The sequence below is a fragment of the Lentzea kristufekii genome (assembly GCF_033949925.1).
Lineage (GTDB): Bacteria > Actinomycetota > Actinomycetes > Mycobacteriales > Pseudonocardiaceae > Lentzea > Lentzea kristufekii.
Genome location: NZ_JAXAVV010000005.1, coordinates 268,398 through 291,116, shown reverse-complemented (window position 1 = coordinate 291,116; position 22,719 = coordinate 268,398). Strand labels below are relative to the sequence as shown.

Genomic DNA, 22,719 nt, shown 5'->3' with positions numbered 1-22,719 from the left:
CTCAGAACTCGACCGGAGCGACGGGAACCGTCTCGTCGGCGTCGAGGGTGGCGCCGATGCCGAGCTTGTCCTTGATGCGCTTCTCGACCTCGTTCGCGATGTCCGGGTTGTCCAGCAGGAACTTGCGGGCGTTCTCCTTGCCCTGGCCCAGCTGGTCGCCCTCGTAGGTGTACCAGGCGCCGGACTTGCGCAGGATGCCCTGGTCGACGCCCATGTCGATGAGCGAGCCCTCGCGGCTGATGCCCTTGCCGTAGAGGATGTCGAACTCGGCCTGCTTGAACGGCGGCGCGACCTTGTTCTTCACGACCTTGACCCTGGTGCGGTTGCCGACGGGCTCGCCGCCGTCCTTCAGGGTCTCGATGCGGCGCACGTCCAGGCGCACGGAGGCGTAGAACTTCAGCGCCTTACCACCGGTCGTGGTCTCCGGGGAGCCGAACATCACGCCGATCTTCTCGCGCAGCTGGTTGATGAAGATCGCGGTCGTGTTGGAGTTGCTGAGCGCACCCGTGATCTTGCGCAGCGCCTGGCTCATCAGGCGGGCCTGCAGACCGACGTGGTTGTCGCCCATCTCGCCCTCGATCTCGGCGCGCGGCACGAGGGCGGCGACCGAGTCGATGACCAGGATGTCGAGCGCGCCGGAACGGACCAGCATGTCCGCGATCTCGAGCGCCTGCTCACCGGTGTCGGGCTGCGACACCAGCAGTGCGTCGGTGTCGACGCCCAGCTTCTTCGCGTACTCCGGGTCGAGCGCGTGCTCCGCGTCGATGAACGCCGCGATGCCGCCGGCCTTCTGCGCGTTCGCCACGGCGTGCAGCGCCACCGTCGTCTTACCCGACGACTCCGGACCGTAGATCTCGACGACCCGGCCACGCGGCAGCCCACCGATGCCGAGCGCCACGTCCAGGGCGATCGCGCCGGTCGGGATCACGGCGATCGGGGCGCGGCCCTCTTCACCGAGGCGCATCACGGAGCCCTTGCCGAACTGCTTGTCGATCTGCGCCAGGGCCAGCTCGAGCGCCTTGTCCCGGTCGGGTGCTGCGGGTGCCATCTTGGGTCCACCTTTTGTCGTCTGCCGTTGCTTCGTCATGTTGGACCTGACGCTACTGGCGGGGTCTGACAATTCTGCGAAGCCGGGGGTCGCAGCCACTGTAGCCGAACACGTGTTCGAGCACACGCGACACTCCCGGCGCCCTGCTCAGCGGCGATTTTCCGGAACGTCGAACGCTTCGCAGACCGCGACCCAGACTTCTTTGGCCTCGGTTCCGGCCTCCAGCGCCTCGTCGGCGGTACGGCCCCCGAGCGACGACAGCACGTGGTCATGGGCGATCATCTCGGCCCTGACCTGGCCGAACTCCCCTGCCATGAGTTTGCGGAACATGGTGATGCGCACCGGAAGACCCTAACGAACGGGCCTGCGCAGCGATGCGAGGAGGCACACGACCAGCAGCGGCAGCGCGGTGAACCCGACGATCAGCCCGAGCGCCGCGTACGACCACGCCGTCACGACGATCCCGGCCACCGCTCCACCGATGGCACCGCCGACGTTCATCATCAGATCGGACAGCCCCTGCGCGGCGGGCCGGTCCTCGACCCGCACGGACTCCGTCAGCAACGCGGATCCCGCCACCAGCCCGGCCGACCAGCCGAAGCCGAGCAGCGCCAGTCCCGCGGCGAGTTGCGGAGCGTCGTGCGAGAGCGCCGTTCCCGCGACCCCGGACGCCGCCACCACCAGCGACGCGCCGATCGCGAGCACCGGCACGCGGCCCAGCCGGTCCGCCATCCACCCGAACAGCGGGCTCGCGGCGTACATAGCGGCGACGTGCAGGCTGATCACGACGCCGACCACGCGCAAGGACGACCCTGCGTGGTTCATGTGCACCGGTGTCATCGACATCAGCCCGACCATCGCCGTGTGGCACAACATCACACCAATGAGTGCAAGTCGGGCCATCGGCCCGAGCGTCGCCCAGATCTTCAGACCGCGGGGACTCTCGCCGCTGGCGCCTCCGGCGCAGCAGTCCGCGGATTCAACCGGTCGTGTGCTCTTCACGACGACCAGCGGGTCCGGCCGCAACCCGAACTGGATCACCAGCACCGCGGCTGCGAGCACCACGGCCGCCAGCAGGAACGGCCCGACGCCCGCCGGGAGACCCAGTGCGCCGGCCGCTCGCCCCGCGGGATCGGCCAGGTTCGGGCCGATGATCGCGCCGATCATGGCCGCCCACACCACGCGGGAGAGTTCGCGCGCACGGCGATGCGGATGGGCCAGATCCGTTGCGGCGTAACGAGCCGCGTAGTTCGCGCTGGACGCCCCTCCGAACAGGAGGAGACCTACCAGCAGCACCTGCCACAACCCGAGGCCCACGGCGACAGCGGCGATCAGCGCGCCGAGCCCGCCCATGCCGTAGCCGAGGATGAGAGCGGGCCGACGCCCGCTGCGTTGCGCGAGCCGGGCTCCCGGCAGGGCGAGCAGCGCGGCACCCGCGACGGCCGCGGTCTGCGCGAGCCCGCCGACGGCCTCGGACCCGGAGAGCGATGCGGCGATCAACGTGCTGAACGCGAGGCCGATCGTCACCGCCGCCGACCCCAGGATCTGGGTGCCGGTCAGCACGCGGACGACCTTGCGCTGCACGCGTTCGACCTGCGGCGCGACGGTCACCATGATCACGATCGTGACACGGCCGGACCTCTCGCCGACAGGTCCATCAGGGGCGTTACTCCCCCGGTTGCACGGACTTCTCGAAGAAGTCGGCCATTTCGTCCGCCTTGAGCTCGTCCGCGTTCTCCTCGGCGGTCTTGGTGAGGATGCCGAACATGGGACGGCCCTTGGCGGTGAACACCAGCACGCCGGTGCCGCTCGACGTGGCCGCGCTGTAGTCGCCCTCCAGGCCGTTGCCGGTCCAGTCGGCCTCGACGCGGTCGGTCTGGAACGACTTCGCGATGGAGGCCGCGTTGTTCTCCGCGCCGGTGACGCTGTCGGTGAGGATGTACTGGACCTCGTAGCCGTCGCGGATCGTGCAGCTCACGACCGTGCCCTTGATCTCCTCCATGCCGGTGATCTGCGCGGAGTCGGCCTTCTCGCAGCCGCCACCGTCCGGCACGGTGCCCGCGAGTTGGCGCAGGCACTTCGTGAAGCCCTGGCCGTCCTGCGAGGTGTCGTCCTTGCACTCGTCGGCGCTGGGCAGGCTCGGGCCGGACAGCGCGAAGACGGCGCCGATCACGCCCGCCACCACGAGGACGCCGGCACCGACACCGATGAGGACCTTCTTGTTGTCCTTCTTCGGCGCCTGCTGCGGGAAGTTCGCCGGGTAGCTGCCGCTGGTGTTCGGGTTCACCTGATAGGTGCCGCTCGCCGAGTACGCGCCGCTCGGGTACGAACCGCTCGGGTAGGAACCACTGGGGTACGAACCGCTCGGGTACGAGCCGCTGACCACGGGGTTCGGGCCGCTGACGTTCGGGTTCACCGGGTGCGGGCCGGTCACGGCGGGGCTGACCGGCGCGGTGACGACCGTGGGCGGCTCGACGAACTTGGGCTTGTCGTCCTCGGCCTTGAGCGTGATCATCGCCCGGTCCACGACCTGCGCGCCGGACGCGACGATCGTCTCCGGGTGGTCGGGGTTGGTCGGGACGATGCCGACCTTCTCCGCGATGATCTGCGCGACCAGCGGCATCCGGCAGGAGCCGCCGACGAGGTAGACGTGTTCGGGCGTGACGCCGGCGGTGCGGACCGTGGAGATCAGGACCTCGGTGCTGCGGATCAGGCTCGGCCTGATCAGCGCCTCCAGCTCGGCGCGCGTGATGACGACCTTCTCGAACGGCTCCGGCATCAGCACCTCGACCTGGGGCAGCTCGGAGAGGTCCTCCTTCGCGAGCCGCAGTTCCTCACGCAGGCCGAGGCAGGCGCGGTGGTCTTCGACGGTGACCGGGCGCATCAGCCGCTGCCAGCCGGCCGGGTCCTTGTGCGAGACGGTGCGGCCGATGTGCTCCATCAGCGCCTGGTCGACGTCGAGACCGCCGACGTCGCTGAGGCTGCCGTCCGCGAGGATGCGGTGCTGGGAGTCGAGCACGGAGACGTCGAACGTGTCGGCGCCGAAGTCGTAGACGGCGAGCGGGCGGCCACCGCCGAGCGAGGCCACGGCGATGGCCTCGGGAACGGGCACGAGCTCGCCGGTCATGCCCGCGAGCCTGGCCGAGGACAGCAGCCTGTTGCGCCTGGTGGGGCCCCACTCGGCCGGGTGCGTCAGGCGGATCTCGTCGAGGTGCTCGCCCTTCAGCAGCGCCGTCACGGCCTCCATGACACGCGCGTAGATGGCCGCGAGCGCGTCGTTGGTCGGCAGGTTCTGCTCACCGAGCTTGATCGTCGCCTTGTCGATGTGGCGCTTGGGGTTCGGCTCGTAGCGCGACGGGTCCTGGCGCGAACGCCGGTCCGCTTCCCGCCCGACGCGCAGGGAACCGTCCTCGTCGAGGTAGACGGACGAGGGCATCGTGGGCCCACCGTCCACATCCACCACACCGTGGTCGGACAGCACCGCAACCGTGTTGGCGGTGCCCAGGTCGACGGACAGGACGCGCACCGTGCTCCCCTCGCAGGACGTACGTGGTGATCGTGCCACAGCGGGCTTTGCCGAGTGCTCGGACCTGCGTAATCAGAAATTGTCGGACCCCGGCGTCATGATGGTCGCCATGGACGTGATGGAGGCATTCTCACCGGCGACCAGGCAGTGGTTCGCAGGGGCCTTCGCCGCGCCAACCCAGGCGCAGACGGGTGCGTGGGCGGCCGCGGCGGCGGGCGAGCACGCGCTGGTCATCGCCCCGACGGGCTCGGGCAAGACGCTGGCCGCGTTCCTGTGGGCGCTGGACAGGCTGGCTTCTTCCTCCACGCCGTCGGAGCCGAAACGGCGCTGCCGGGTGCTTTACGTCTCACCGTTGAAAGCGCTGGCGGTGGACGTCGAACGAAATCTGCGCGCTCCTCTGGCCGGCATCAGGCAGGCGGCGCACCGGCTGGACCTGACCGAGCCGTCGATCACCGTGGGCATGCGCACGGGTGACACGTCCCCGGAGGAACGCAGGGCGTTCGGGCGCACTCCCCCGGACGTGCTGGTGACGACGCCGGAGTCGTTGTTCCTGCTGCTGACGTCGTCGGCACGCGAGTCGTTGCGCGGCGTGGAGACGGTGATCGTCGACGAGGTGCACGCGGTGGCGGGCACCAAGCGCGGCGCGCACCTCGCGTTGTCACTCGAACGGCTGGACGCGCTGCTCGACCGGCCGGCGCAGCGGATCGGGTTGTCGGCGACGGTGCGGCCGGTCGAGGAGATCAGCACGTTCCTGTCCGGCGGGCGGCCGGTGTCGGTGGTGCAGCCGAAGACGCCCAAGGTCATCCAGGTCGAGGTGGAAGTACCGGTCGAGGACATGTCGCTGCTCGGCCAGCCGACGGGTGAGGTGTCGGGTTCGGCCGCCGGAGCCGAGCAGCGCACCTCCATCTGGCCGTCGGTCGAGGCGCGGATCCTGGAGCTGGTGCGGGCGCACCGGTCGACGATCGTCTTCGCGAACTCACGGCGGCTCGCGGAACGGCTGACCGCGCGGTTGAACGAGCTCGCCGAAGAGGCGGCGGAGCTGGAGTCGTTCCCGGCCGAGGCGATCGGCCAGTCCGGGATGACGGTGCAGAAGACCGCGTCCGTCGCTCGCGCGCACCACGGTTCGATGTCGCGGGAACAGCGCACCGCCGTGGAAGAGGACCTGAAGTCGGGCCGGCTGCCCTGCGTCGTGGCGACGTCGTCGCTGGAGCTCGGCATCGACATGGGCTCGGTCGACCTGGTGGTGCAGGTGGAGGCACCGCCGTCGGTCGCGTCCGGGCTGCAGCGCGTCGGCCGGGCCGGGCACCAGGTGGGCGCGGTGTCGCGGGGCGTGATGTTCCCGAAGTTCCGCGGCGACCTGGTGTCGTGCGCGGTGGTGGCGGAACGGATGCGGGACGGCGCGATCGAGGCCGTGAGGTTCCCGCGCAACCCGCTCGACGTGCTGGCGCAGCACATCGTCGCGATGGTCGCGATGGAGACGTGGACGGTCGAGGAGCTGACGGCGCTGGTGCGGCGCGCGGCGCCGTTCGCCGGGCTGCCCGAGTCGGCGCTGAACGCGGTGCTGGACATGCTGTCCGGCCGGTACCCGTCCGAGGAGTTCGGCGAGCTTCGGCCGCGGATCACCTGGGACCGGGTGAACTCCGAGCTGCGCGGCCGGCCCGGTTCGCAACGGCTGGCGGTCACGTCCGGAGGCACGATCCCCGACCGGGGGTTGTTCGCGGTCATGACGCCGGCCTCGGAGAACGGTCCCGGTTCCCGCGTCGGCGAGCTCGACGAGGAGATGGTCTACGAGTCGCGGGTCGGCGACACGTTCCTGCTGGGCACGTCGTCGTGGCGGGTCGAGGACATCACCCACGACCGGGTGATCGTGGTGCCCGCGCCGGGCCAGCCCGCGCGGATGCCGTTCTGGAAGGGCGACGCTCCGGGGCGTCCGCTCGAACTCGGCCGGGCGATGGGCAAGTTCCTGCGCGAAGTGTCCACGATGGAGGATTCCGCAGCGCGCGAACGCGCCACGTCCGCCGGTCTGGACGAGTGGGCGACGGACAACCTGCTGGCGTACCTGGGCGAGCAGCGGGAGTCGACGCGGCACGTGCCGAACGACAGGACCGTTCTGGTGGAACGGTTCCGCGACGAGCTGGGTGACTGGCGGCTCGTCGTGCACTCCCCGTTCGGCGCTCAGGTCAACGCGCCGTGGGCGCTCGCGATCGCGGCTCGCCTGCGGGAGAAGCGCGGTGTCGAGGTGCAGGCGGCGCACTCCGACGACGGCATCGTGCTGCGGTTGCCCGACGCCCTGGACTACGAGGGCGTCGAGGTGACGGCGGGCGCGGAGGACGTGCTGCTCGACCCCGACGAGGTCGAGCAGATCGTGGTCGCGGAGGTGGGCGGCTCGGCGTTGTTCGCGGCCCGGTTCCGCGAGTGCGCGGCCCGGTCGCTGCTGCTGCCCCGCCGCGATCCACGCCGGCGCACCCCGTTGTGGCAGCAGCGGCAACGGTCGGCGCAGCTGCTGTCGGTCGCCTCGAAGTACGAGAGCTTCCCGGTGGTCCTGGAGGCGATGCGCGAGTGCCTGCAGGACGTGTACGACGTGCCGGGCCTGAAGGAGCTGATGTCGGACGTCCGCGCGCGCAAGGTGCGCGTGGTCGAGGTGGAGACCCCGTCGCCGTCGCCGTTCGCCCGCAGCCTGCTGTTCGGGTACGTGGGCATGTTCCTCTACGAGCTGGACGCTCCGCTGGCGGAACGGCGGGCGGCGGCGTTGTCGCTCGACTCGACGCTGCTCGCCGAGCTGCTCGGCTCGGAGGCGATCCGCGAGCTGCTCGACCCGGAGATCGTGGCCGAGGTCGAGCGCAGCCTGCAACGCCTCTCCGAGGACCGCCGCCCGCGGCACGCCGAGGACACCGCGGACCTGTTGCGGTTCCTGGGAGACCTCTCGGACGCGGAGGCGCTCGAACGCGGCGTGCCGCGCGAGTGGCTGGACGAGCTGGTTGCCGAGCGCCGGGTGATCCGCGTCCGGATCGCCGGCGAGGAACGCAGCATCTCGATCGAGGACGCGGGCAAGGTCCGCGACGCGCTCGGTGTCGCGCTTCCGGTCGGCGTGCCGGAGGCGTTCACCGAACCGGTGGCGGATCCGCTGGGCGACCTGCTGAACCGCTACGCCCGCACTCACGGGCCGTTCCCCGCCTCCGAACCCGCTGCCCGCTTCGGTCTGGGCGTGGCCGTGGTGACGGGTGTGCTGGAACGGATGGCGGCCACCGGCCGGTTGGTGCGCGGTGAGCTCCGTCCCGGCGGCACGCACACCGAGTACTGCGACGCGGACGTGCTGCGCCGCCTGCGCCGGGCGTCGCTTGCACGGCTGCGGTCCGAGGTGGAGCCGGTCGAACCGGCCGCACTGGGCCGGTTCCTTCCGCAGTGGCACGGCCTGGGCCGGCGGCTGCGTTCGGCACCGACGGTCGACGACGTGTTCTCGGTGGTGGAACAGCTCGCGGGTGCACCGCTTCCCGCGAGCGCCTTCGAATCTCTGCTGCTCCCGTCCCGGTTGCCCGGTTACTACCCGGCGTTGCTGGACGAGCTGACGGCGTCCGGCGAGGTGACGTGGACGGGCTGCGGCGCGCTGGCCGGGGGCGACGGGTGGATCGCGCTCGCCCCCGTCGACGTGGCCGACCTGCTGCTGCCCGACCTGGTGCCGGAGTCGATCCCGGAGTCACCGCTGCACACCGCGGTCCTGGAGGCGTTGTCGGGCGGGGCGTTGTTCTTCCGCCAGGTGGTCGACCGCGCCTCGCTGTCCGTGACGTGCACGGACGCCGAAGTCGTCGGCACGCTGTGGGATCTGGTGTGGGCGGGGCTGATCACGAACGACACGTTGTCGCCGTTGCGCGCGCTGGTGTCCGGTGGCGGCGCGGCGCACAAACCTCGCCGCAGTGCTCCGCGCGGCCGCTACGCCCGGCTGCGTTCCCGTCCCGACATGCCTTCTCGCACGGGTCCGCCGACCGCCGCCGGTCGCTGGTCTCTCGCGGTGACCCCGGCCGACAACCCGACCCGCCGGGCGCACGCGCGTGCCGAGGCCTTCCTGGAACGCCACGGCGTGCTGACGAGGGGCGCTCTCGACACCGAACGCGTGACGGGTGGGTTCAGCGGTGTCTACAAGGTGCTGCGGGCCATGGAGGAGTCGAACCAGGTCATCCGCGGTTACGTCGTCGAGGGGCTGGGCGCCGCCCAGTTCGCGGCACGAGGCGCCGTGGACCGCCTGCGGGCGTTGTCGCGCCCGCCCGGTCAGCCCTCACAAGCCGATGAGGTCGCGGTGGTGCTCGCCGCGGCCGACCCGGCCCAGCCCTACGGAGCCGCTCTGGCGTGGCCGGATCCGCTGGGCGAGGGCAAGCACAGGCCTGCTCGCAAAGCCGGCGCGCTGGCGGTGCTGGTCGACGGCACCCCGGTGCTCTACGTGGAACGAGGAGGCAAGTCGCTGCTGTCGTTCACCGACGACGATCCGACCCTGCGCACCGCCGCGAACGCACTGAGCCGGGCTGTCCGCGACGGCTGGCTGGGCCAGCTGGCGGTCCAGCGAGCCGATGGCGAGATCGCGCTCACCTCGCACCTGGCGACGGTCCTGCAGGAGGCCGGTTTCCGCGCCACTCCGAAGGGCTTGCGCCTGCGAGCGTGATCAGGCGGGAAACAGCGAGCTGTAGGCGTTGAGCGCGGGCTGTCCGCCGAGGTGGGCGTAGAGGACCGTGGAGTCGCGGTCGATCTCGCCCGACGACACGAGGTGGATGAGCCCCGCCAGGGACTTCCCCTCGTAGACCGGGTCGGTGATCATCGCTTCCAGCCCGGCACCGAGGCGCATGGCCTCCAGTGTGGACTCGTCGGCGATGCCGTAGGTGCCGGCGTGGAAGCGGTCGTCGAGGAGGATGTCCTCTTCGGACACCGTGACCTCGCGGAGCTTGGCGGTGTTGTGCGCGATGCGGGTGATCTGGTCGAGGGTCTCGGCGGGTTTGGCGGACGCGTCGATGCCCAGCACGCGGCGGTTGGTGTCGTTCGCGAAACCGGCGACCATGCCCGCCTGGGTGCTGCCGGTGACGGAGCAGACGATGATGGTGTCGAAGAAAATGCCGAGCTGGGCTTCCTGCTGGCGGACCTCGTCGGCCCAGTTCGCGAACCCCATGCCGCCCAGCGGGTGGTCGGAGGCGCCTGCGGGGATCGGGTAGGGCTTGCCGCCGTTCGCGCGGACCTCGTCGATCGCCTGTTCCCAGGCGGGCTTGACGCCGATGCCGAACTCGGCGTTCACCAGCCGGACGTCGGCTCCCATCATGCGGCTGAGCAGGATGTTGCCCACGCGGTCACTGCCGACGTCGGACCACTCGACCCAGCTCTCCTGCACCAGCACGGCTTTCAGGCCGGCGCGGGCCGCGGCGGCCGCGACCTGGCGGGTGTGGTTGGACTGGATGCCGCCGATCGACACGAGGGTGTCGCAGCCGGTGGCCAGGGCGTCGGCGACGAGGTACTCGAGCTTGCGGGTCTTGTTGCCGCCGTAGGCGAGGCCGGAGTTGCAGTCCTCGCGCTTCGCCCAGACGGAGGCGCCGCCGAGGTGAGCCGTGAGGCGGTCCAGGCGGTGGACCGGAGACGGACCGAAGAGAAGCGGGAATCTGTTCACAGTTCCTCCTTCAGGGTGTTCCAGTTCTGGTCGACCAGGGTCGTGGCCAGCAGGTCGTCGCCCTGCTCGCACGCCTCGATGATCTGCTGGTGCTGCGTCACGGAATGCCGTGCGTTCGGCGAGGAGAACCGGCTGTGCTCGATCCTGCGCACCAGCGGGGTGAAGCGGTCGATGGTCGCGGCGATCGCGAAGTTGTCGCAGCAGCGGACGGCCACGGCGTGGAACTCGTCGTCGGCGGCCAGCGCGGCAGCAGCGTCGTCGGCGTCGAGCGCCTTCTTGAAGGCCTTGTTCGCGGCGCGCATCGCGGCGATGTCCTCGGCCGTCATCTTCGGCACCGCCAGGCCGATCGCGAGGGCGTGCATCGTCTGCACGACGACGAGCGCGTCGCGCACGGGCTCCGCTTCGAGTGCGGTGACACGGGTGTACGCATGCGGCTTGGTCTCGACGAGACCTTCATCGGACAGCGTGGCGAGCGCCTCCCGTACCGGGGTGCGGGACAGACCCAGCCGTTCCGCCAGCTCGACGTCCTTGATGGGCGTGCCGGGCTCCAGATCGCCCCGCACGATCGCCGACCGGATCTCGGCCGCCGCGCGTTCCTTCAACGACCCATATCCAATATATTGCATATTGGTGAGACTAGGGCCGGGGTCAAGTGATCGCAACCAAAGCAGTCTGAACTGGCGATATACAGCTTCGCGGCCCACACCGCGCCACGCACCAGGGGCCATTGCAATGAGTCGTTTGCGGACGTCCGCAAACGTTTTTGCATGAAGGCGGCTCGATCGGCGTGATCGAGCCGGAAGAGCGGGCGGCCTCGCGGCGCCGCGATTCGGGTCGGACCGCGTGCGCGTTCGGCTACGACATGCCCGAGAGGAGCGGCTGCCGGCTTGGATACGTGATCGACTGGACGGGGAGTCGGACCGGCTCTGAGCGCCTGCCGGTCAGATCGGCAGCTTGCGGCCGAGCACCGCGAACGGGCGCGGGTCGCCGGTGAACTGGTAGTGCCGCAGCACGTCCTCGAAGCCGACGCGGCGGTAGAGCTTCCACGCCTTGCTCGGGCCCTCGGGCGTGGAAAGCAGCACGCAGGAGGACCGCACGCCCTCCAGCAGGCGGCGCAGCAGCTCCTCGCCGAGGCCACGGCCCTGTGCGCGCGGCAGCACGTGCAGTTCGGTGAGTTCGAAGTAGTCGGTGAGCCAGCTGTCGACGACGACGGGCGGCGAGACCTGCATCAGTCCGCGCCGCACCTGCTCGTGCCACCACTGGCCGGTCGCACCGCGGTAGCCGTAGCCGATGCCGACGAGTTCGTCCTGCTCCCCCAGCGCGACGACGCAGCGCCAGTCCTCGCGCATCATGTGGGCGAGCCACATCGGGGCGCGCTGCTCGACGGTGGCGGGCGGGTAGTTCATCGCCGTCACGTACAGCGCGAGCGCTTCGCCCAGCCGCACGTTCAGTTCCGAGGCGGTGATCTCGACGATGCGCTCCAGGCGCGGCGAGGCCGTCATGCCTTCACCGCCGCGACGCGTCCGCCCGTCAGCGCGACCAGGTCCGCGAAGGTCGTGGGGTAGACGGCGTGCGGATGGCCCGCGGCGGCCCAGATCTCCTCGTAGCCGGACAGCGACTCGTCCACCACGGTCTCGATCGGCGCCGGGTGCCCGACCGGCGACACGCCGCCGATCACCTGACCCGTGTGCTCACGGACGAACTCGGGGTCGGCGCGCTTGACGGCGTCCGCGCCCACGAGTGCGGCGACCAGTGACGTGTCCGCGCGGTGCGCGCCCGACGTCAGCACCAGCAGCGGGGCCGCCTCGCCGTCGCGCACCGCGGCGAACACCAGGCTGTTCGCGATCGCGCCTACCTGCACACCTACCGCCTGCGCCGCGGCCGCCGCGGTCCGCACGGCGTCCGGCAGCACGACGATGCGTGCGGCGGTGGCGGGCGGCAGGGCTTCCGCGACCTTGCGGATTCCGGGGTGTTCGAGCGCACTCACGTCTCCATGAGACCACGACTCGCGCCCACGCGGTGGGCCGGGTTGAGGAATCCATCGGCTGACAGCTACGCTGAGGGAGACTCGAACATGTGTTCGAGTCTCACCATGCCTCGGAGGTGGGGTGGGGGAAGCACCCCACCTCCGAGAGCCGCCGGCTTCCCCTCGGCGGTGACGTCGTTCACCGACGCCACGAGGAGGCCGAGATGACAGCCGATCTTTCGAATCCGGCAGCCTTCCCCATCCCGTTGCCACCCGCGTCCGCGCTCGTCCTGCTGCGGCAGGCCCACGACTCGCTCGCCGAGTCGGAGCGCACGCCCGAACCCCCGGAGCGGTTCGCGACCGCTTACCTCGCCGCGTTGCGCGCTGCTGCCGCAGTGCTCGCCTTGCGTGGACGGCCCCACCGCGGACGGTCGAGGCCGACCAGCGCGTGGGTGCTGCTCGCCGCGATGGCACCGGAAATGAGTGAGTGGGCCGCTTTCTTCGCGTCGTGGTCGTCCACACGGGCCGCCGTGCTCGCGGGAATCACCAGACATGTCAACGCGCGCACTGCAGACGACCTGGTGCGCCAGACCCATCTGTTCGTGGCGCTCGTCGACCGCGTGATGAGCGAGGCACAGCCGTGAACCATCTGGAAGTTCTGCGTCGTGAGGCGGAGCTGCTCGTCATGTCCGCGATCGGCCAGCCACCGCACAAGGGCGTGCCTGCCTGTCCTGGGCTGAACCTCGGGGAGACAGTGCGGCACATCGGCGGCGGCTATCGCGGCGCGCTGGCGTGGATCAGGCTCGGCCGTGAGCCTGAGGTCGGGGAATGGCAGGACTTTCCGGAGCCCGGCGAGGACGCGCTGGAGTTCATGCGCTCGGGCGCGGAGGCCGTGATCGCGGAACTCGAAACGCACGACGAGGACGAGCCGTGCGCGACGTGGTGGCCTGATCAGCAGAACTACGGGTTCTGGCGGCGACGGCTCGCGCACGAGACGACGGTGCACCGCATGGACGTCCAAGGTGCCGCGGGCATGGAGGTCGGTGCCGTCGACGACGAGGTCGCGGTCGACGGCGTCGACGAGGTGCTCACGTTGTGGCTGGGGCACAAGCTGGACGTGCTCGGGGTGCGGGGGTCGCGGGACAGCCTCGTCACCATCCAGGTCGAGGACCACCTGTGGCTCACGCGCTGCGGACCACACGGCGCGTCGGCGTGGCGCGTGGTCGACCCGGAGGACACCCACGGCGCCGACGCGCAGGTGTCGGCGGGCCCGATGACGATGTACCGCTGGCTGTGGGGACGGTTGCCCGACCGGATGGTCGAGGTGGTCGGCGACCACGACGCGATCGCGCAGTTGTGGGCGCTACTGCGGCTCGCGACCAAGTAGCACGCTCGCGGTCTCCTCGCCCGTTGCCGACAGCAGCCGGTAGCGGGCGCGGCGGCCGTCGAAGTCCAGCAGTGCCACGGAGTTCCCGAAGTGCGGGCCGCTGGTCTTTCGCCAGTGCACCAGGTCCTCCGGCACACCGGCCAGCGTCGCGAGCCGGCGGAACACCCACGAGGCCGCGCGGGACCACGACAGCCGGAACGCAGGACGCAGGAACTTCGGCGCCTCGTTGTGGATGGGCGAGCACACGAGTTGCGCGACCAAGGCCTTGGTGGGCCTGGGGAACTCGGCCTCGGCGACGTAGCTGTGGTGGACGTCGCCGGAGAGCACGCACACCGTGGCGGAGCCGTTGTTCGCCGCTTTCTCGATCATGCGGGAGAGCCGGTCGAACGATTCGCGGAACGCCGGCCAGTGCTCCAGGTCGACCGCCTGCCTGATCCCCTCCGCCGCCTTGCCCTGCCAGCCCGGCTTGCGCGCGCCGATCTCGTTGAGGGACTGGAAGTGGCTGAGCGCGTGCGGCATCAGCCACGGCAGCGACGAGCCGATCAGCAGGTGGTCGAAGTCGCCTTCGGTGTTCCGCTCGATCCACTCGAACTCCTCGTCGCTGACCATCTGCCGCTTGCCCTCGTCGAGGATGCGGCCGGAACGCGTGTCGACCATCAGCAGCCTGGCGCGGCCGAACTCGCGGCGGAAGCTCCACCACGTCGACTTGCGGCCCTCCACCTCCTTGTCCGCTTCCTCGGCGAACTCCTCCAGCAACGGCAGCACGTCCGTGTCCTGGGCCTTCACCTTGGCGTACAAGGCGTTTCGCGCGAGCTCGTCCGGCCCCAGGTTGCCGAGGTGCTGGTAGACCCAGTAGGAGGAGATGGCGCCGCGGATCCTGTCACGCCACCACGGCTTGTCCGCCATCTCCTTGCGCCACACCGCGGACGTGTTCCAGTCGTCGCGCACGTCGTGGTCGTCGAAGATCATCGACGTCGGCACGACCGACAGCAGCCAGCGGATCTCCGGGTCGCCCCAGGTCTCGTGGTAGAGACGGGCGTACTCGCCGAAGTGCACGACCTCGCCGTCGGGTTCCTTCGTGCCGTTCCTGCTGTCCCGCAGCCACTGCTTGGTGGCCTCGGTGGGTTCGTCGGCGTAGACCTGGTCCCCCAGCAGGATCAGCGCCTGGGGCCATTCCGGTTCCGGTGTAGCCATCAGCCGTTGCGCGAACGCGTCGAGGGCGTCGGGGCCGACCGGCTGGTTCGGGGCGGCGCGGCACGACCCGAAGGCGATCCGGCGGACCTCGCCGGTGCGGATGACCGGTTTCGGGAAGCCGCTGCCGGGTTCGGGCCAGACGCTCTCGCCGTCCAGTCTCACGTCGTACTCGGTTCGTGGCCCCAGGTCCTCCAGCCGGACGAGCGCGAAGTGCTGCCTGCCCGCCTGGAACGTGCGAGCGGTGTGACCGGCGATAGTGACCTCGCACGAGGCGTCCGTCTCGACCCACACCGTCGCAGACGATGCGTCGACATATCTCAGGAGCGGTCCGAGCACCAGCTTCGCCACGCGCGAGACAGTACCCTCGCACGAGTGGAAATCACGTTCGAGGCGGCGGATCCCCCCGCGCTGGCCGCGTTCTGGTCCGAGTTCGCCGGCGACGAGATCGAGCTGACGTTCGTGTGGAGCGACATTCCGAAGATCGAGAAGAACCGGGTGCACCTCGACCTGGCCTCGACGTCGCCCGAGCACCAGGCGGACGTCGTGGCGCGGGCGTTGAAGCTCGGCGCCGAGCACGCCGACGTCGGTCAGATCGACGTGCCGTGGGTGGTGCTGCGCGATCCGCAGGGCAACGAGTTCTGCGTCCTCGAACCCCGGCCCGAGTACCCCGGCGTGATCGCGGCCGTCGTCGTCGACTCACGTGATCCGCTGGCGTCGGCCGGGGCGACCGGGCACCCGGTGGTGCGCAGCGGCGACGGCTTCGCCTCGGTGCGGCCCGAGCCGGGTCCGTGGCTCGAGTTCGTGCGGACCGACGATCCGGAGCCGATCACGAACCGCGTGCGCGTCCGGTGGGCCGACCCGGCGTAACGGGCCACTGATATCCGATATACCAGACCGCGATATATCAGCTTATGCAAAAGACGTTTGCGGACGTCCGCAAACGTCTTTTGCATAAGGGTCAGTAAACGCTGGTCAGAGCGTTGCGCCTGGCCGTCGCGTCAGAGGGCGGCCAACCGTTCACGAAGGGTGTCGAGGCCCATCGCGCCCATCTCCAGGGCTTCCTTGTGGAAGAGCTTGAGGTCGAAGTCGGCGCCCTTGCGGGTCCGCGCGTCCTCGCGGGCGGCGAGCCACAGGCGCTCGCCGATCTTGTACGCCGGTGCCTGGCCCGGCCAGCCGAGGTAGCGGTCGATCTCGTCGCGGATGTGCGCGGGCTCCGAGAGGGTGCGGGTCATCATGAACTCGAGGCCGAGTTCGGGGGTCCAGCGCTCACCGGGGTGGAAGCCGGTGCCGGCCGGGATCTCCAGCTCCAGGTGCATGCCGATGTCGATGATCACGCGCGCCGCGCGGAACAGGTGGGCGTCGAGCATGCCGAGCAGGTCGCCGTCGTCGTCGAGGTAGCCGAGTTCGCGCATGAGGCGTTCCGCGTAGAGCGCCCAGCCCTCGCCGTGGCCCGACACCCAGCACATCAGGCGCTGGAAGTCGTTCAACGTCTCGGACTGGTACACCGCCGTCGCGCACTGGAGGTGATGGCCCGGCACACCCTCGTGGTAGACCGTCGAGGTCTCGCGCCACGTCGGGAACACCGACTTGCCCTCGGCGATCGACCACCACATGCGGCCGGGGCGGGAGAAGTCCGCGGTCGGCTGCGTGTAGTAGGCGCCGACGGCACCGCCGGGCGGGGCGATCCTGCACTCGAGGTTCATCAGCGCGTCCGGCAGGTCGAAGTGCACGTCGCGCAGGTCGAGCAGGGCCTTGTCGGACAGTTCCTGCATCCACGCCTGCAGGCCGTCCTGGCCGTGCACCTGGTAGCGCGGGTGCTCGTCGAGGAACGCGGCGGCCTCCGCCAGGGTGGCACCCGGCTTGAGCCGTGAAGCCACCTCCTTCATCTCGGCCTCGATGCCGAGGAACTCTTCCCAGCCCCACGCGTAGGCCTCGGCCAGGTCGAGCCGCGAGCCGGTGAAGTAGCGAGAACCGAGGCGGTAGCGCTCCTCGCCGACCGCGTCCTTCGTCGGCGCCTGAGGAGCCAGCGTCGTGCGGAGGAACGAGGCGAAGTCCGCGTAGGCGGCCGCAGCGGCGGTGGCGCCGGCGTCGAGAGAGGAGCGCACGGAGCCGTCGACGTCGGCGGAGGCGGCGAACGGGCCGAAGAACGTCGAGGCGAAGGTGTCGCACTGCTTGGCGACCTGGGTGACCTGACGCAATGCGGAGACGTGGCCGCGGGAGGCGGCGTGCGAGAGAGAGGCGCGCAGGCCGTCGAGTGCGGCGGGCACGGCGGAGAGGCGGCGGCCGATGGTGGCCCACTGCTCCGGGGTGTCGGTCGGCATCTGGTCGAAGATGTCGCGCACGGACTGGATCGGGCTCGCGATGACGTTCAGCGAGGACTCGGTCTCACCGGCCTCGTACAGCTCGTGTTCCAGGCCCGTGCGTTCCAGGAAGACGGCGCGTGCCGCTTCCTCGGAGGCATCCGCGGGCTGTGCGGCGGTGACGGCGGCGAGAGCGCGGACGGCGAGTTCGTCGCGCGCCGCGTGCCCTTCCGGGGAGAGGTCCGTCAGCTGGTCGTCGGAACCCGCGAAGCCCAGGCTCGTGGCCGTGATGGGGTCGAGCGCCACGTAGTCGCTGACGAATTTGTTGCTGATCTCGTGCACGGATGCCATGCGCCGAGACGCTACCTCGCGCTTCTCGACACCAAAAGGTAGTTAGTCAAGCTCACGACCGTCGAAGGGGACCTGCGTCGTTTGGGCCGTGCTGGCAGGATGTCCGGGTGCGTCGTTCCCGGGCACTGCTGCTGCCGGTCTTCTTGCTGCTCACCCTGTTTTCGCTGAGTGGTTGCGTTCGCGTGTACGCCGCCATGGCCGTGTCCGACGACGACCGCATCTCCGGTGAGATCGTCGCGGCCACGCCACCGACGCAGGACAACGACCCCGGTCCGCAGCTCAAGGTGCCACCGGAGCTCGCGAGCCGCGTCACCACCAAGCCGTACCGGGTGGAGTCGTACGCGGGCACGCAGCTGTTCTTCAACGGCCTGTCGTTCGACGAGATGCGGACGCTGTCGACGTCCACCAGCTCGTCCAACAGCCGCTACAGCCTCAACTTCCGCCGGTCGGGTGATCTTGTCACGCTCTCGGGGTCGGTCGACCTCACCCAGGTGCCCGTGGAACGCGCGGACATCCAGATCAAGGTCAGCTTCCCCGGCAAGATCGTGAACACCAACGGCCGCGAGGAGGAGAACAACACGATCGCGTGGTCTCCGAAACCCGGTCAGGCGTCGATGCTGCAGGCCACCGTGCAGTACGCGGGCGAGAACTCCAGCTCGTTCTTCGGCTGGGCGCTGCTGGTCGCCGGGCTCACCGGCGGTGCCGCGCTGATAGTCGTCGTGCTCGCGCTCATCGCGCACAAACGCAACGTCACGCTCTAGGCGCGCGTCACCAGGCCCAGGCGCCCCAGCACTTCCTTCGTCGCCTTGGACCTGTTCATCGTGTAGAAGTGCAGCGCGGGAACGCCCTCGTCGAGCAGCCGCTGGCACATCTCGGTCGCGATGTCGATGCCGGTCGCCCGGAACCCCGCCACGTCGTCCGCGTACGGCTCCAGCCGGCGTGAGACCTCCAGCGGCAGATCGGCGCCGGACAGCTCCACGATCTTGGCCAGGCCGCGCGGCGAGAGCATCGGCATGATCCCGGGCAGGATCGCCGCGGAACAGCCCGCCGCCGCCACCCTGTCGCGCATCCGCAGGAACGGCTCCGGCGCGTGGAACAGCTGGGCCACCGCGTAGTCCGCGCCCGCGTTGAGCTTGCGCAGCAGGAACTTGAGGTCGGTGTCGAGGTCGCCCGAGCGCGGGTGCCCGTACGGGAACGCCGCCACGCCCACGCAGAAGTCGCCGAGCTCGCGGACCAGCCGCACCAGCTCGTCGGCGTAGCTGAGGCCTTCCGGGTGCGCGACCCACTCGCCCATCGGGTCGCCGGGAGGGTCGCCGCGCAGCGCCAGGATGTTGCGCACGCCGATCGCCGCGTACCAGCCGATGACGTTGCGCAGCTCCGCCACCGAGTGCTCGACGGCGGTGAGGTGCGCGACGGGGAGCAGCGTCGTCTCCTGCGCGATGCGGCCGGTGGCGCGGATCGTGCGGTCCCGGCGCGACCCGCCGGCTCCGTAGGTGATCGACACGAACGCCGGGTCGAGGCCTTCCAGCTCGCGGACGGCCTTCCAGAGGACCTTCTCGTCCTCCGCGTCCCGGGGAGGCAGGAACTCCACCGAGAACTTGGGTGACTCACCCCGGAGTCGCTCCACCACCGACGTCATGGGACCAACACTAGTGGGTCTTCCGCCAGGTGAGACTCCTGCTCACCATGTGGTACGCAGGCCCCGACATGCGGGTGGCCCCGGACACAGCGGAACATGGACGTGTGTCCCACCACCCCATCGACGTTGCGTTGCCCCAGCACGTCGAAGCAGCGTTGACCACGTATCTGGCCTCCCGCCGCGCGTCCGGCGAGGCGATGGACCCGAGCTTTGCGAGCGCCGTCGACGCGCTCTCCGATTTCGTGCTGGGCGGTGGCAAGCGCATCCGCCCGACGTACGCGTGGTGGGGCTGGCGCGCGGCCGGGGGCGATCCCGACGGCGATCTCGCGGAAGAGGTGCTCACGGCGGTCAGCTCGCTGGAGCTGATCCAGGCGTGCGCGCTGATCCACGACGACCTGATGGACGCCTCGTCGGTGCGGCGGGGCAAGCCGACCGTGCACATCGCGTTCGGCTCACGGCACCGCGAGCAGGGCTGGCTCGGCTCGTCGGAGCGGTTCGGCATGTCGGCGGCCGTGCTGATCGGCGACGTCGCGCTGGCGTGGGCGGACGACATGCTCTTCGCCGCCGGGCTGCCGTCCGAGGTGCTGCGCCGGATGAGCGAACCGTGGCGGGACATGCGCACCGAGATGCTCGCCGGCCAGTACCTCGACGTGCTGACGCAGGCCAGGGGCGACTCGTCGCCCGACGCCGCGTTGCGCATCGACCGGCTCAAGACCGCCGCGTACACCGTCGAACGGCCGCTGCACATGGGCGCGGCGATGGCGGGTGGCTCGCCCGAGCTGATCGACGGGCTGCGCGCGTTCGGTGCCGACATCGGCGTCGCGTTCCAGCTGCGCGACGACCTGCTCGGCGTGTTCGGCGACCCCGAGGTGACCGGCAAGCCCGCCGGCGACGACCTCTCCGAGGGCAAGCGCACGCTGCTCGTCGCGCTCGGCATGCAGTTCGGCGCCGATGTGCTGGACACCGCTCTCGGCAAGCCCGACCTCGACCTCGCCACCGTCGAGCAGGTCCGGCGCGCGCTCGTGGACGTCGGCGCCGTCGACGCCGTCGAGGAGCGCATCGAGGAGCTGACCAAGAGCGCGCTGGCCGCCCTCGACGACGCTCCCGTGGCCGAACCGGCCGCCACCAAGCTCGCGGACCTCGCGATCAGTTCGACGAAGCGGACCTTCTGAGTCGATCATGTGCGTCTCTTGCCGGGGGTTGATTAAGTCCTCGTGACCGTGTGGGCCGTTGCTTGCTGACGCTTACGCGCGTTGTGCAACGATGTTCGGGCGATGGCAGCAACTCCGTCCCTACCCCGCACGAGCTCCGAGGCGTCGATACAGGAGCTTCAACCAGTCGTGCGCACGAACACCTACGCCATCCCCATCCGCACGACCATGCTCGGCCTGCTGGGCGTGGCGCTGATCGCGCTCGGGGGCATGGGTGCCGGCGCGATCCTGGAGCGCGACCCGCTGCTCACCCAGGTCGGGCTGAGCTGGCTGCGCTACGGCCACGGCCGCGACCTCGCGAGCATGGTCCTGTACCTCGGGCTGGGCCTCGTCATCTGGGCGTGGATCCGGCTCGGCCGCCTCGTGCGGTGGGGTGAGATCGGCGACTTCGCGGTGCTGGTCGCGGTCACGGTCTGGACGTTGCCGCTGCTGTTCGCGCCGCCGCTGTTCAGCAAGGACATCTACAGCTACCTGGCCCAGGGTCAGCTCGCGCTGAGCGGCTACGACCCGTACACGGTCGGGCCCGCCGTCCTGCAGAGCACGCTCAGCGAGAACGTCAGCTGGGTGTGGCAGCACACGCCGGCGCCGTACGGGCCGTTGTTCATCCTGATCGCCAAGGCGATCGTCTGGGTCACGGACGCGAGCGTCATCCTCGGCGTCGTCACCATGCGCCTGTCCCTGGCGGGCGGACTGGTGCTGCTGTGCTGGGCGCTGCCGGGCCTGAGCAGGCACCTGGGCGGCAAGTCGGCGATCGCGCTGTGGCTGGTCGCGGCGAACCCGCTGGTGCTGATCCACCTGATCGGCGGCGCGCACAACGACCTGCTGATGATCGGGCTGATGGCCGCCGGTGTGCTGCTGGTGCTCGACCGCAGGCACGTGCTCGGCTTCGTGCTGCTCGCCCTCGCGTTCTCGGTGAAGGCGACAGCGGTCGTGATCGTGCCGTTCCTCGTCTGGATCTGGGCCGCGCGCCTGGACGGCGACAAACGCACCCAGTTCCGCAAGGCGCTGCTGCCGGGCCTCGCCGCGTTCCTCGGGACGTTCGCGGTGTGCACGGTCGTCGCCGGGGTGAACCTCGGCTGGATCCCGGCGCTGCGCAGCTCGTCGATGATCATCAACTGGCTGTCGCTGCCGAGCGCGGTCGGCGACTTCGTGCGCATGGTCGTGAACTGGTTCGTCTACGTCGACGGCGGCATCTTCATCGGCGTGGCGCGGGCGCTGGGCTCGGTGGTGCTGATCTGGATCGCGTACACGCAGTGGTGGGCGGCCCGCGACGGTGAGGTGCGCGACGCCATCCGGCGCGGCGCGCTGACGATGCTGGCCGTGGCGCTGCTGTCGCCGGCGACGCTGCCCTGGTACTTCAGCTGGCCGCTGGCGCTGGCCGCCGGGTTCGCGTGGAGCACGGGCGCGCTGGTCACGGTGACGGTCGCGTCGCTGTTCCTGCTGCTCGTGACGTTCCCGAACGGCGACACGGCGCTCTACTCGTGGGGCTACCTGTTCTTCGCGCTGGCGGTGTCGGGTCTCGCGGCGCGGTCGCTGGTGAAGCCGGACCCGTTCGGCCTGTCCACGCGCTACGAATGAGCCCCGGGACCCTGAGCTCTGCCTATGCCGCCTGCCGCCGGGTCAACGCGCGGTACGGGAAGACGTTCTTCCTGGCGACGACGCTGCTGCGGCCCGAGCAGCGGCCCGCTGTGCACGCGCTGTACGCGTTCGCGCGCTGGGCCGACGAGATCGTGGACGCCGCCGGCGTGGCCGACCGCGCGAGCCGACTCGACGAGGTGGAGCGGCTCCTGGACGAGGAGCCGTCGAACCCGGTGCTGCTCGCGCTGGCCGACACGATGCGCCGCTACGACATCGACAGGTCGCTGTTCACCGACTTCCTCGCGTCGATGCGGATGGACCTCGACGTGACGGAGTACGCGGACCTCGACGCGCTCGGTGTCTACGTGCACGGCTCCGCGGAGGTCATCGGGCTGCAGATGCTGCCGGTGCTCGGCACCGTGGTGCCCCGCGAGGAGGCCGCACCGTACGCGGCACGGCTCGGGACGGCGTTCCAGCTCACGAACTTCCTGCGCGACGTCGGCGAGGACCTCGACCGCGGCCGGGTGTACCTGCCGCAGGACGTGCTCGCCGCGCACGGCGTCGACCGAGATCTGTTGCAATGGGTTCGTCGTCATCGGCGCGCAAACGACCGGGTGCAAGGGGTGCTGGACGACCTCGTCGCGCACTCATATGCGCTGTATCGGTCGGCGGAGCCGGGGATCGCGATGCTGTCCGCGGTGTCCAGGCCCTGTGTACGCACTGCATACACGCTGTATCGCGACATCCTCGGCCTCGTCGGCTGCGAGGTGCTGTGGCGGCGTGTGGCCGTGCCGAACGCACGACGGTTCGCGGTGGCAGTGCCCGGCGCCGGCAGGGCACTGCTCGCTCGGGCCTCGCTCGCACGCGCGGCGACGCCATGA

19 protein-coding genes are annotated in these 22,719 nt (G+C 70.2%); 8 read left to right on the top strand and 11 right to left on the bottom strand.

Annotated features, from left to right (window positions below):
- Position 1 precedes the first annotated feature (1 nt).
- The 4 genes from recA to SK571_RS12985 all read right to left on the bottom strand — a co-directional run bounded on the left by recA (position 2) and on the right by SK571_RS12985 (position 4,574).
- A complete protein-coding gene (gene recA / locus SK571_RS13000; protein WP_090073224.1) occupies positions 2 to 1,048 on the bottom strand; it encodes a recombinase RecA in 1,047 nt (348 codons plus the stop codon).
- A gap of 147 nt (positions 1,049 to 1,195) precedes the next feature.
- On the bottom strand, positions 1,196 to 1,390 hold the full coding sequence (locus tag SK571_RS12995) for a DUF3046 domain-containing protein (RefSeq protein WP_319984288.1): 195 nt from the start codon (positions 1,388 to 1,390) through the stop codon (positions 1,196 to 1,198).
- 9 nt (positions 1,391 to 1,399) lie between these two features.
- Positions 1,400 to 2,662, bottom strand: coding sequence for an MFS transporter (locus tag SK571_RS12990; RefSeq protein ID WP_319984287.1), 1,263 nt, complete (start codon positions 2,660 to 2,662; stop codon positions 1,400 to 1,402).
- 52 nt (positions 2,663 to 2,714) lie between these two features.
- Positions 2,715 to 4,574 (bottom strand): Hsp70 family protein, encoded by a 1,860-nt coding sequence (locus SK571_RS12985; RefSeq protein ID WP_319984286.1) that lies wholly within the window; start codon positions 4,572 to 4,574, stop codon positions 2,715 to 2,717.
- A gap of 109 nt (positions 4,575 to 4,683) precedes the next feature.
- On the opposite strand from SK571_RS12985, the gene SK571_RS12980 reads away from it, so the two are divergent.
- Complete coding sequence (locus SK571_RS12980; protein WP_319984285.1) at positions 4,684 to 9,225, top strand: ATP-dependent helicase; 4,542 nt, start codon at positions 4,684 to 4,686, stop codon at positions 9,223 to 9,225.
- Here SK571_RS12980 and SK571_RS12975 read toward each other — a convergent pair whose 3' ends face one another.
- The 4 genes from SK571_RS12975 to SK571_RS12960 form a co-directional block, all read right to left on the bottom strand.
- Positions 9,226 to 10,212, bottom strand: coding sequence for a 1-aminocyclopropane-1-carboxylate deaminase (locus SK571_RS12975; protein ID WP_319984284.1), 987 nt, complete (start codon positions 10,210 to 10,212; stop codon positions 9,226 to 9,228). It lies immediately after the preceding gene.
- A complete protein-coding gene (locus tag SK571_RS12970; protein ID WP_319984283.1) occupies positions 10,209 to 10,814 on the bottom strand; it encodes a GntR family transcriptional regulator in 606 nt (201 codons plus the stop codon). Before SK571_RS12970 ends, SK571_RS12975 begins: the two co-directional genes overlap by 4 nt.
- Before the next feature lie 339 nt (positions 10,815 to 11,153).
- Positions 11,154 to 11,714, bottom strand: coding sequence for a GNAT family N-acetyltransferase (locus tag SK571_RS12965; protein ID WP_319984282.1), 561 nt, complete (start codon positions 11,712 to 11,714; stop codon positions 11,154 to 11,156).
- Positions 11,711 to 12,199 carry a YbaK/EbsC family protein gene (locus tag SK571_RS12960; protein ID WP_319984281.1) on the bottom strand — a complete coding sequence of 163 codons (489 nt, stop codon included), beginning with the start codon at positions 12,197 to 12,199 and terminating at the stop codon, positions 11,711 to 11,713. The genes SK571_RS12965 and SK571_RS12960 overlap by 4 nt, the downstream gene beginning before the upstream one ends.
- Positions 12,200 to 12,402: 203 nt before the next feature.
- Between SK571_RS12960 and SK571_RS12955 the strand changes: the two genes are divergently transcribed.
- The gene (locus SK571_RS12955; protein WP_319984280.1) at positions 12,403 to 12,822 is read left to right on the top strand and encodes an SAV_6107 family HEPN domain-containing protein; all 420 of its coding nucleotides are present in this window, start codon (positions 12,403 to 12,405) and stop codon (positions 12,820 to 12,822) included.
- A complete protein-coding gene (locus SK571_RS12950; RefSeq protein ID WP_319984279.1) occupies positions 12,819 to 13,565 on the top strand; it encodes a maleylpyruvate isomerase N-terminal domain-containing protein in 747 nt (248 codons plus the stop codon). The genes SK571_RS12955 and SK571_RS12950 overlap by 4 nt, the downstream gene beginning before the upstream one ends.
- Here the strand turns inward: SK571_RS12950 and SK571_RS12945 are convergent.
- Positions 13,542 to 15,107 carry an alkaline phosphatase D family protein gene (locus SK571_RS12945; RefSeq protein ID WP_319984278.1) on the bottom strand — a complete coding sequence of 522 codons (1,566 nt, stop codon included), beginning with the start codon at positions 15,105 to 15,107 and terminating at the stop codon, positions 13,542 to 13,544. The genes SK571_RS12950 and SK571_RS12945 overlap by 24 nt on opposite strands.
- A gap of 24 nt (positions 15,108 to 15,131) precedes the next feature.
- Between SK571_RS12945 and SK571_RS12940 the strand changes: the two genes are divergently transcribed.
- Positions 15,132 to 15,626 carry a VOC family protein gene (locus SK571_RS12940; protein WP_319984277.1) on the top strand — a complete coding sequence of 165 codons (495 nt, stop codon included), beginning with the start codon at positions 15,132 to 15,134 and terminating at the stop codon, positions 15,624 to 15,626.
- A 131-nt stretch (positions 15,627 to 15,757) separates the two neighbouring features.
- Here the strand turns inward: SK571_RS12940 and SK571_RS12935 are convergent, their stop codons facing one another.
- Positions 15,758 to 17,410, bottom strand: a complete 1,653-nt coding sequence (locus SK571_RS12935) for a DUF885 domain-containing protein (protein WP_319984276.1) — start codon at positions 17,408 to 17,410, stop codon at positions 15,758 to 15,760.
- 107 nt (positions 17,411 to 17,517) lie between these two features.
- On the opposite strand from SK571_RS12935, the gene SK571_RS12930 reads away from it, so the two are divergent.
- Positions 17,518 to 18,171 carry a DUF3153 domain-containing protein gene (locus SK571_RS12930; RefSeq protein ID WP_258950685.1) on the top strand — a complete coding sequence of 218 codons (654 nt, stop codon included), beginning with the start codon at positions 17,518 to 17,520 and terminating at the stop codon, positions 18,169 to 18,171.
- Here SK571_RS12930 and metF read toward each other — a convergent pair.
- The gene (gene metF / locus SK571_RS12925; RefSeq protein ID WP_319984275.1) at positions 18,168 to 19,049 is read right to left on the bottom strand and encodes a methylenetetrahydrofolate reductase [NAD(P)H]; all 882 of its coding nucleotides are present in this window, start codon (positions 19,047 to 19,049) and stop codon (positions 18,168 to 18,170) included. The two genes, SK571_RS12930 and metF, sit on opposite strands and share 4 nt — an antisense overlap.
- 104 nt (positions 19,050 to 19,153) lie before the next feature.
- Between metF and SK571_RS12920 the strand changes: the two genes are divergently transcribed.
- The 3 genes from SK571_RS12920 (at position 19,154) to SK571_RS12910 (ending at position 22,719) form a co-directional block, all read left to right on the top strand.
- Complete coding sequence (locus SK571_RS12920) at positions 19,154 to 20,221, top strand: polyprenyl synthetase family protein (protein ID WP_406601972.1); 1,068 nt, start codon at positions 19,154 to 19,156, stop codon at positions 20,219 to 20,221.
- 168 nt (positions 20,222 to 20,389) lie between these two features.
- Positions 20,390 to 21,838 (top strand): polyprenol phosphomannose-dependent alpha 1,6 mannosyltransferase MptB, encoded by a 1,449-nt coding sequence (gene mptB / locus SK571_RS12915; RefSeq protein WP_319984274.1) that lies wholly within the window; start codon positions 20,390 to 20,392, stop codon positions 21,836 to 21,838.
- The gene (locus tag SK571_RS12910; protein WP_319984273.1) at positions 21,835 to 22,719 is read left to right on the top strand and encodes a phytoene/squalene synthase family protein; all 885 of its coding nucleotides are present in this window, start codon (positions 21,835 to 21,837) and stop codon (positions 22,717 to 22,719) included. Before mptB ends, SK571_RS12910 begins: the two co-directional genes overlap by 4 nt.

What these genes read in the sequence shown, in the direction of transcription:
- metF (WP_319984275.1), bottom strand. Translation starts at nt 19,049, where the DNA reads ATGACGTCGGTGGTGGAGCGACTCCGGGGTGAGTCACCCAAGTTCTCG.
- SK571_RS12910 (WP_319984273.1), top strand. Translation starts at nt 21,835, where the DNA reads ATGAGCCCCGGGACCCTGAGCTCTGCCTATGCCGCCTGCCGCCGGGTC.
- SK571_RS12990 (WP_319984287.1), bottom strand. Translation starts at nt 2,662, where the DNA reads ATGGTGACCGTCGCGCCGCAGGTCGAACGCGTGCAGCGCAAGGTCGTC.
- SK571_RS12955 (WP_319984280.1), top strand. Translation starts at nt 12,403, where the DNA reads ATGACAGCCGATCTTTCGAATCCGGCAGCCTTCCCCATCCCGTTGCCA.
- SK571_RS12935 (WP_319984276.1), bottom strand. Translation starts at nt 17,410, where the DNA reads ATGGCATCCGTGCACGAGATCAGCAACAAATTCGTCAGCGACTACGTG.
- recA (WP_090073224.1), bottom strand. Translation starts at nt 1,048, where the DNA reads ATGGCACCCGCAGCACCCGACCGGGACAAGGCGCTCGAGCTGGCCCTG.
- SK571_RS12965 (WP_319984282.1), bottom strand. Translation starts at nt 11,714, where the DNA reads ATGACGGCCTCGCCGCGCCTGGAGCGCATCGTCGAGATCACCGCCTCG.
- SK571_RS12980 (WP_319984285.1), top strand. Translation starts at nt 4,684, where the DNA reads ATGGACGTGATGGAGGCATTCTCACCGGCGACCAGGCAGTGGTTCGCA.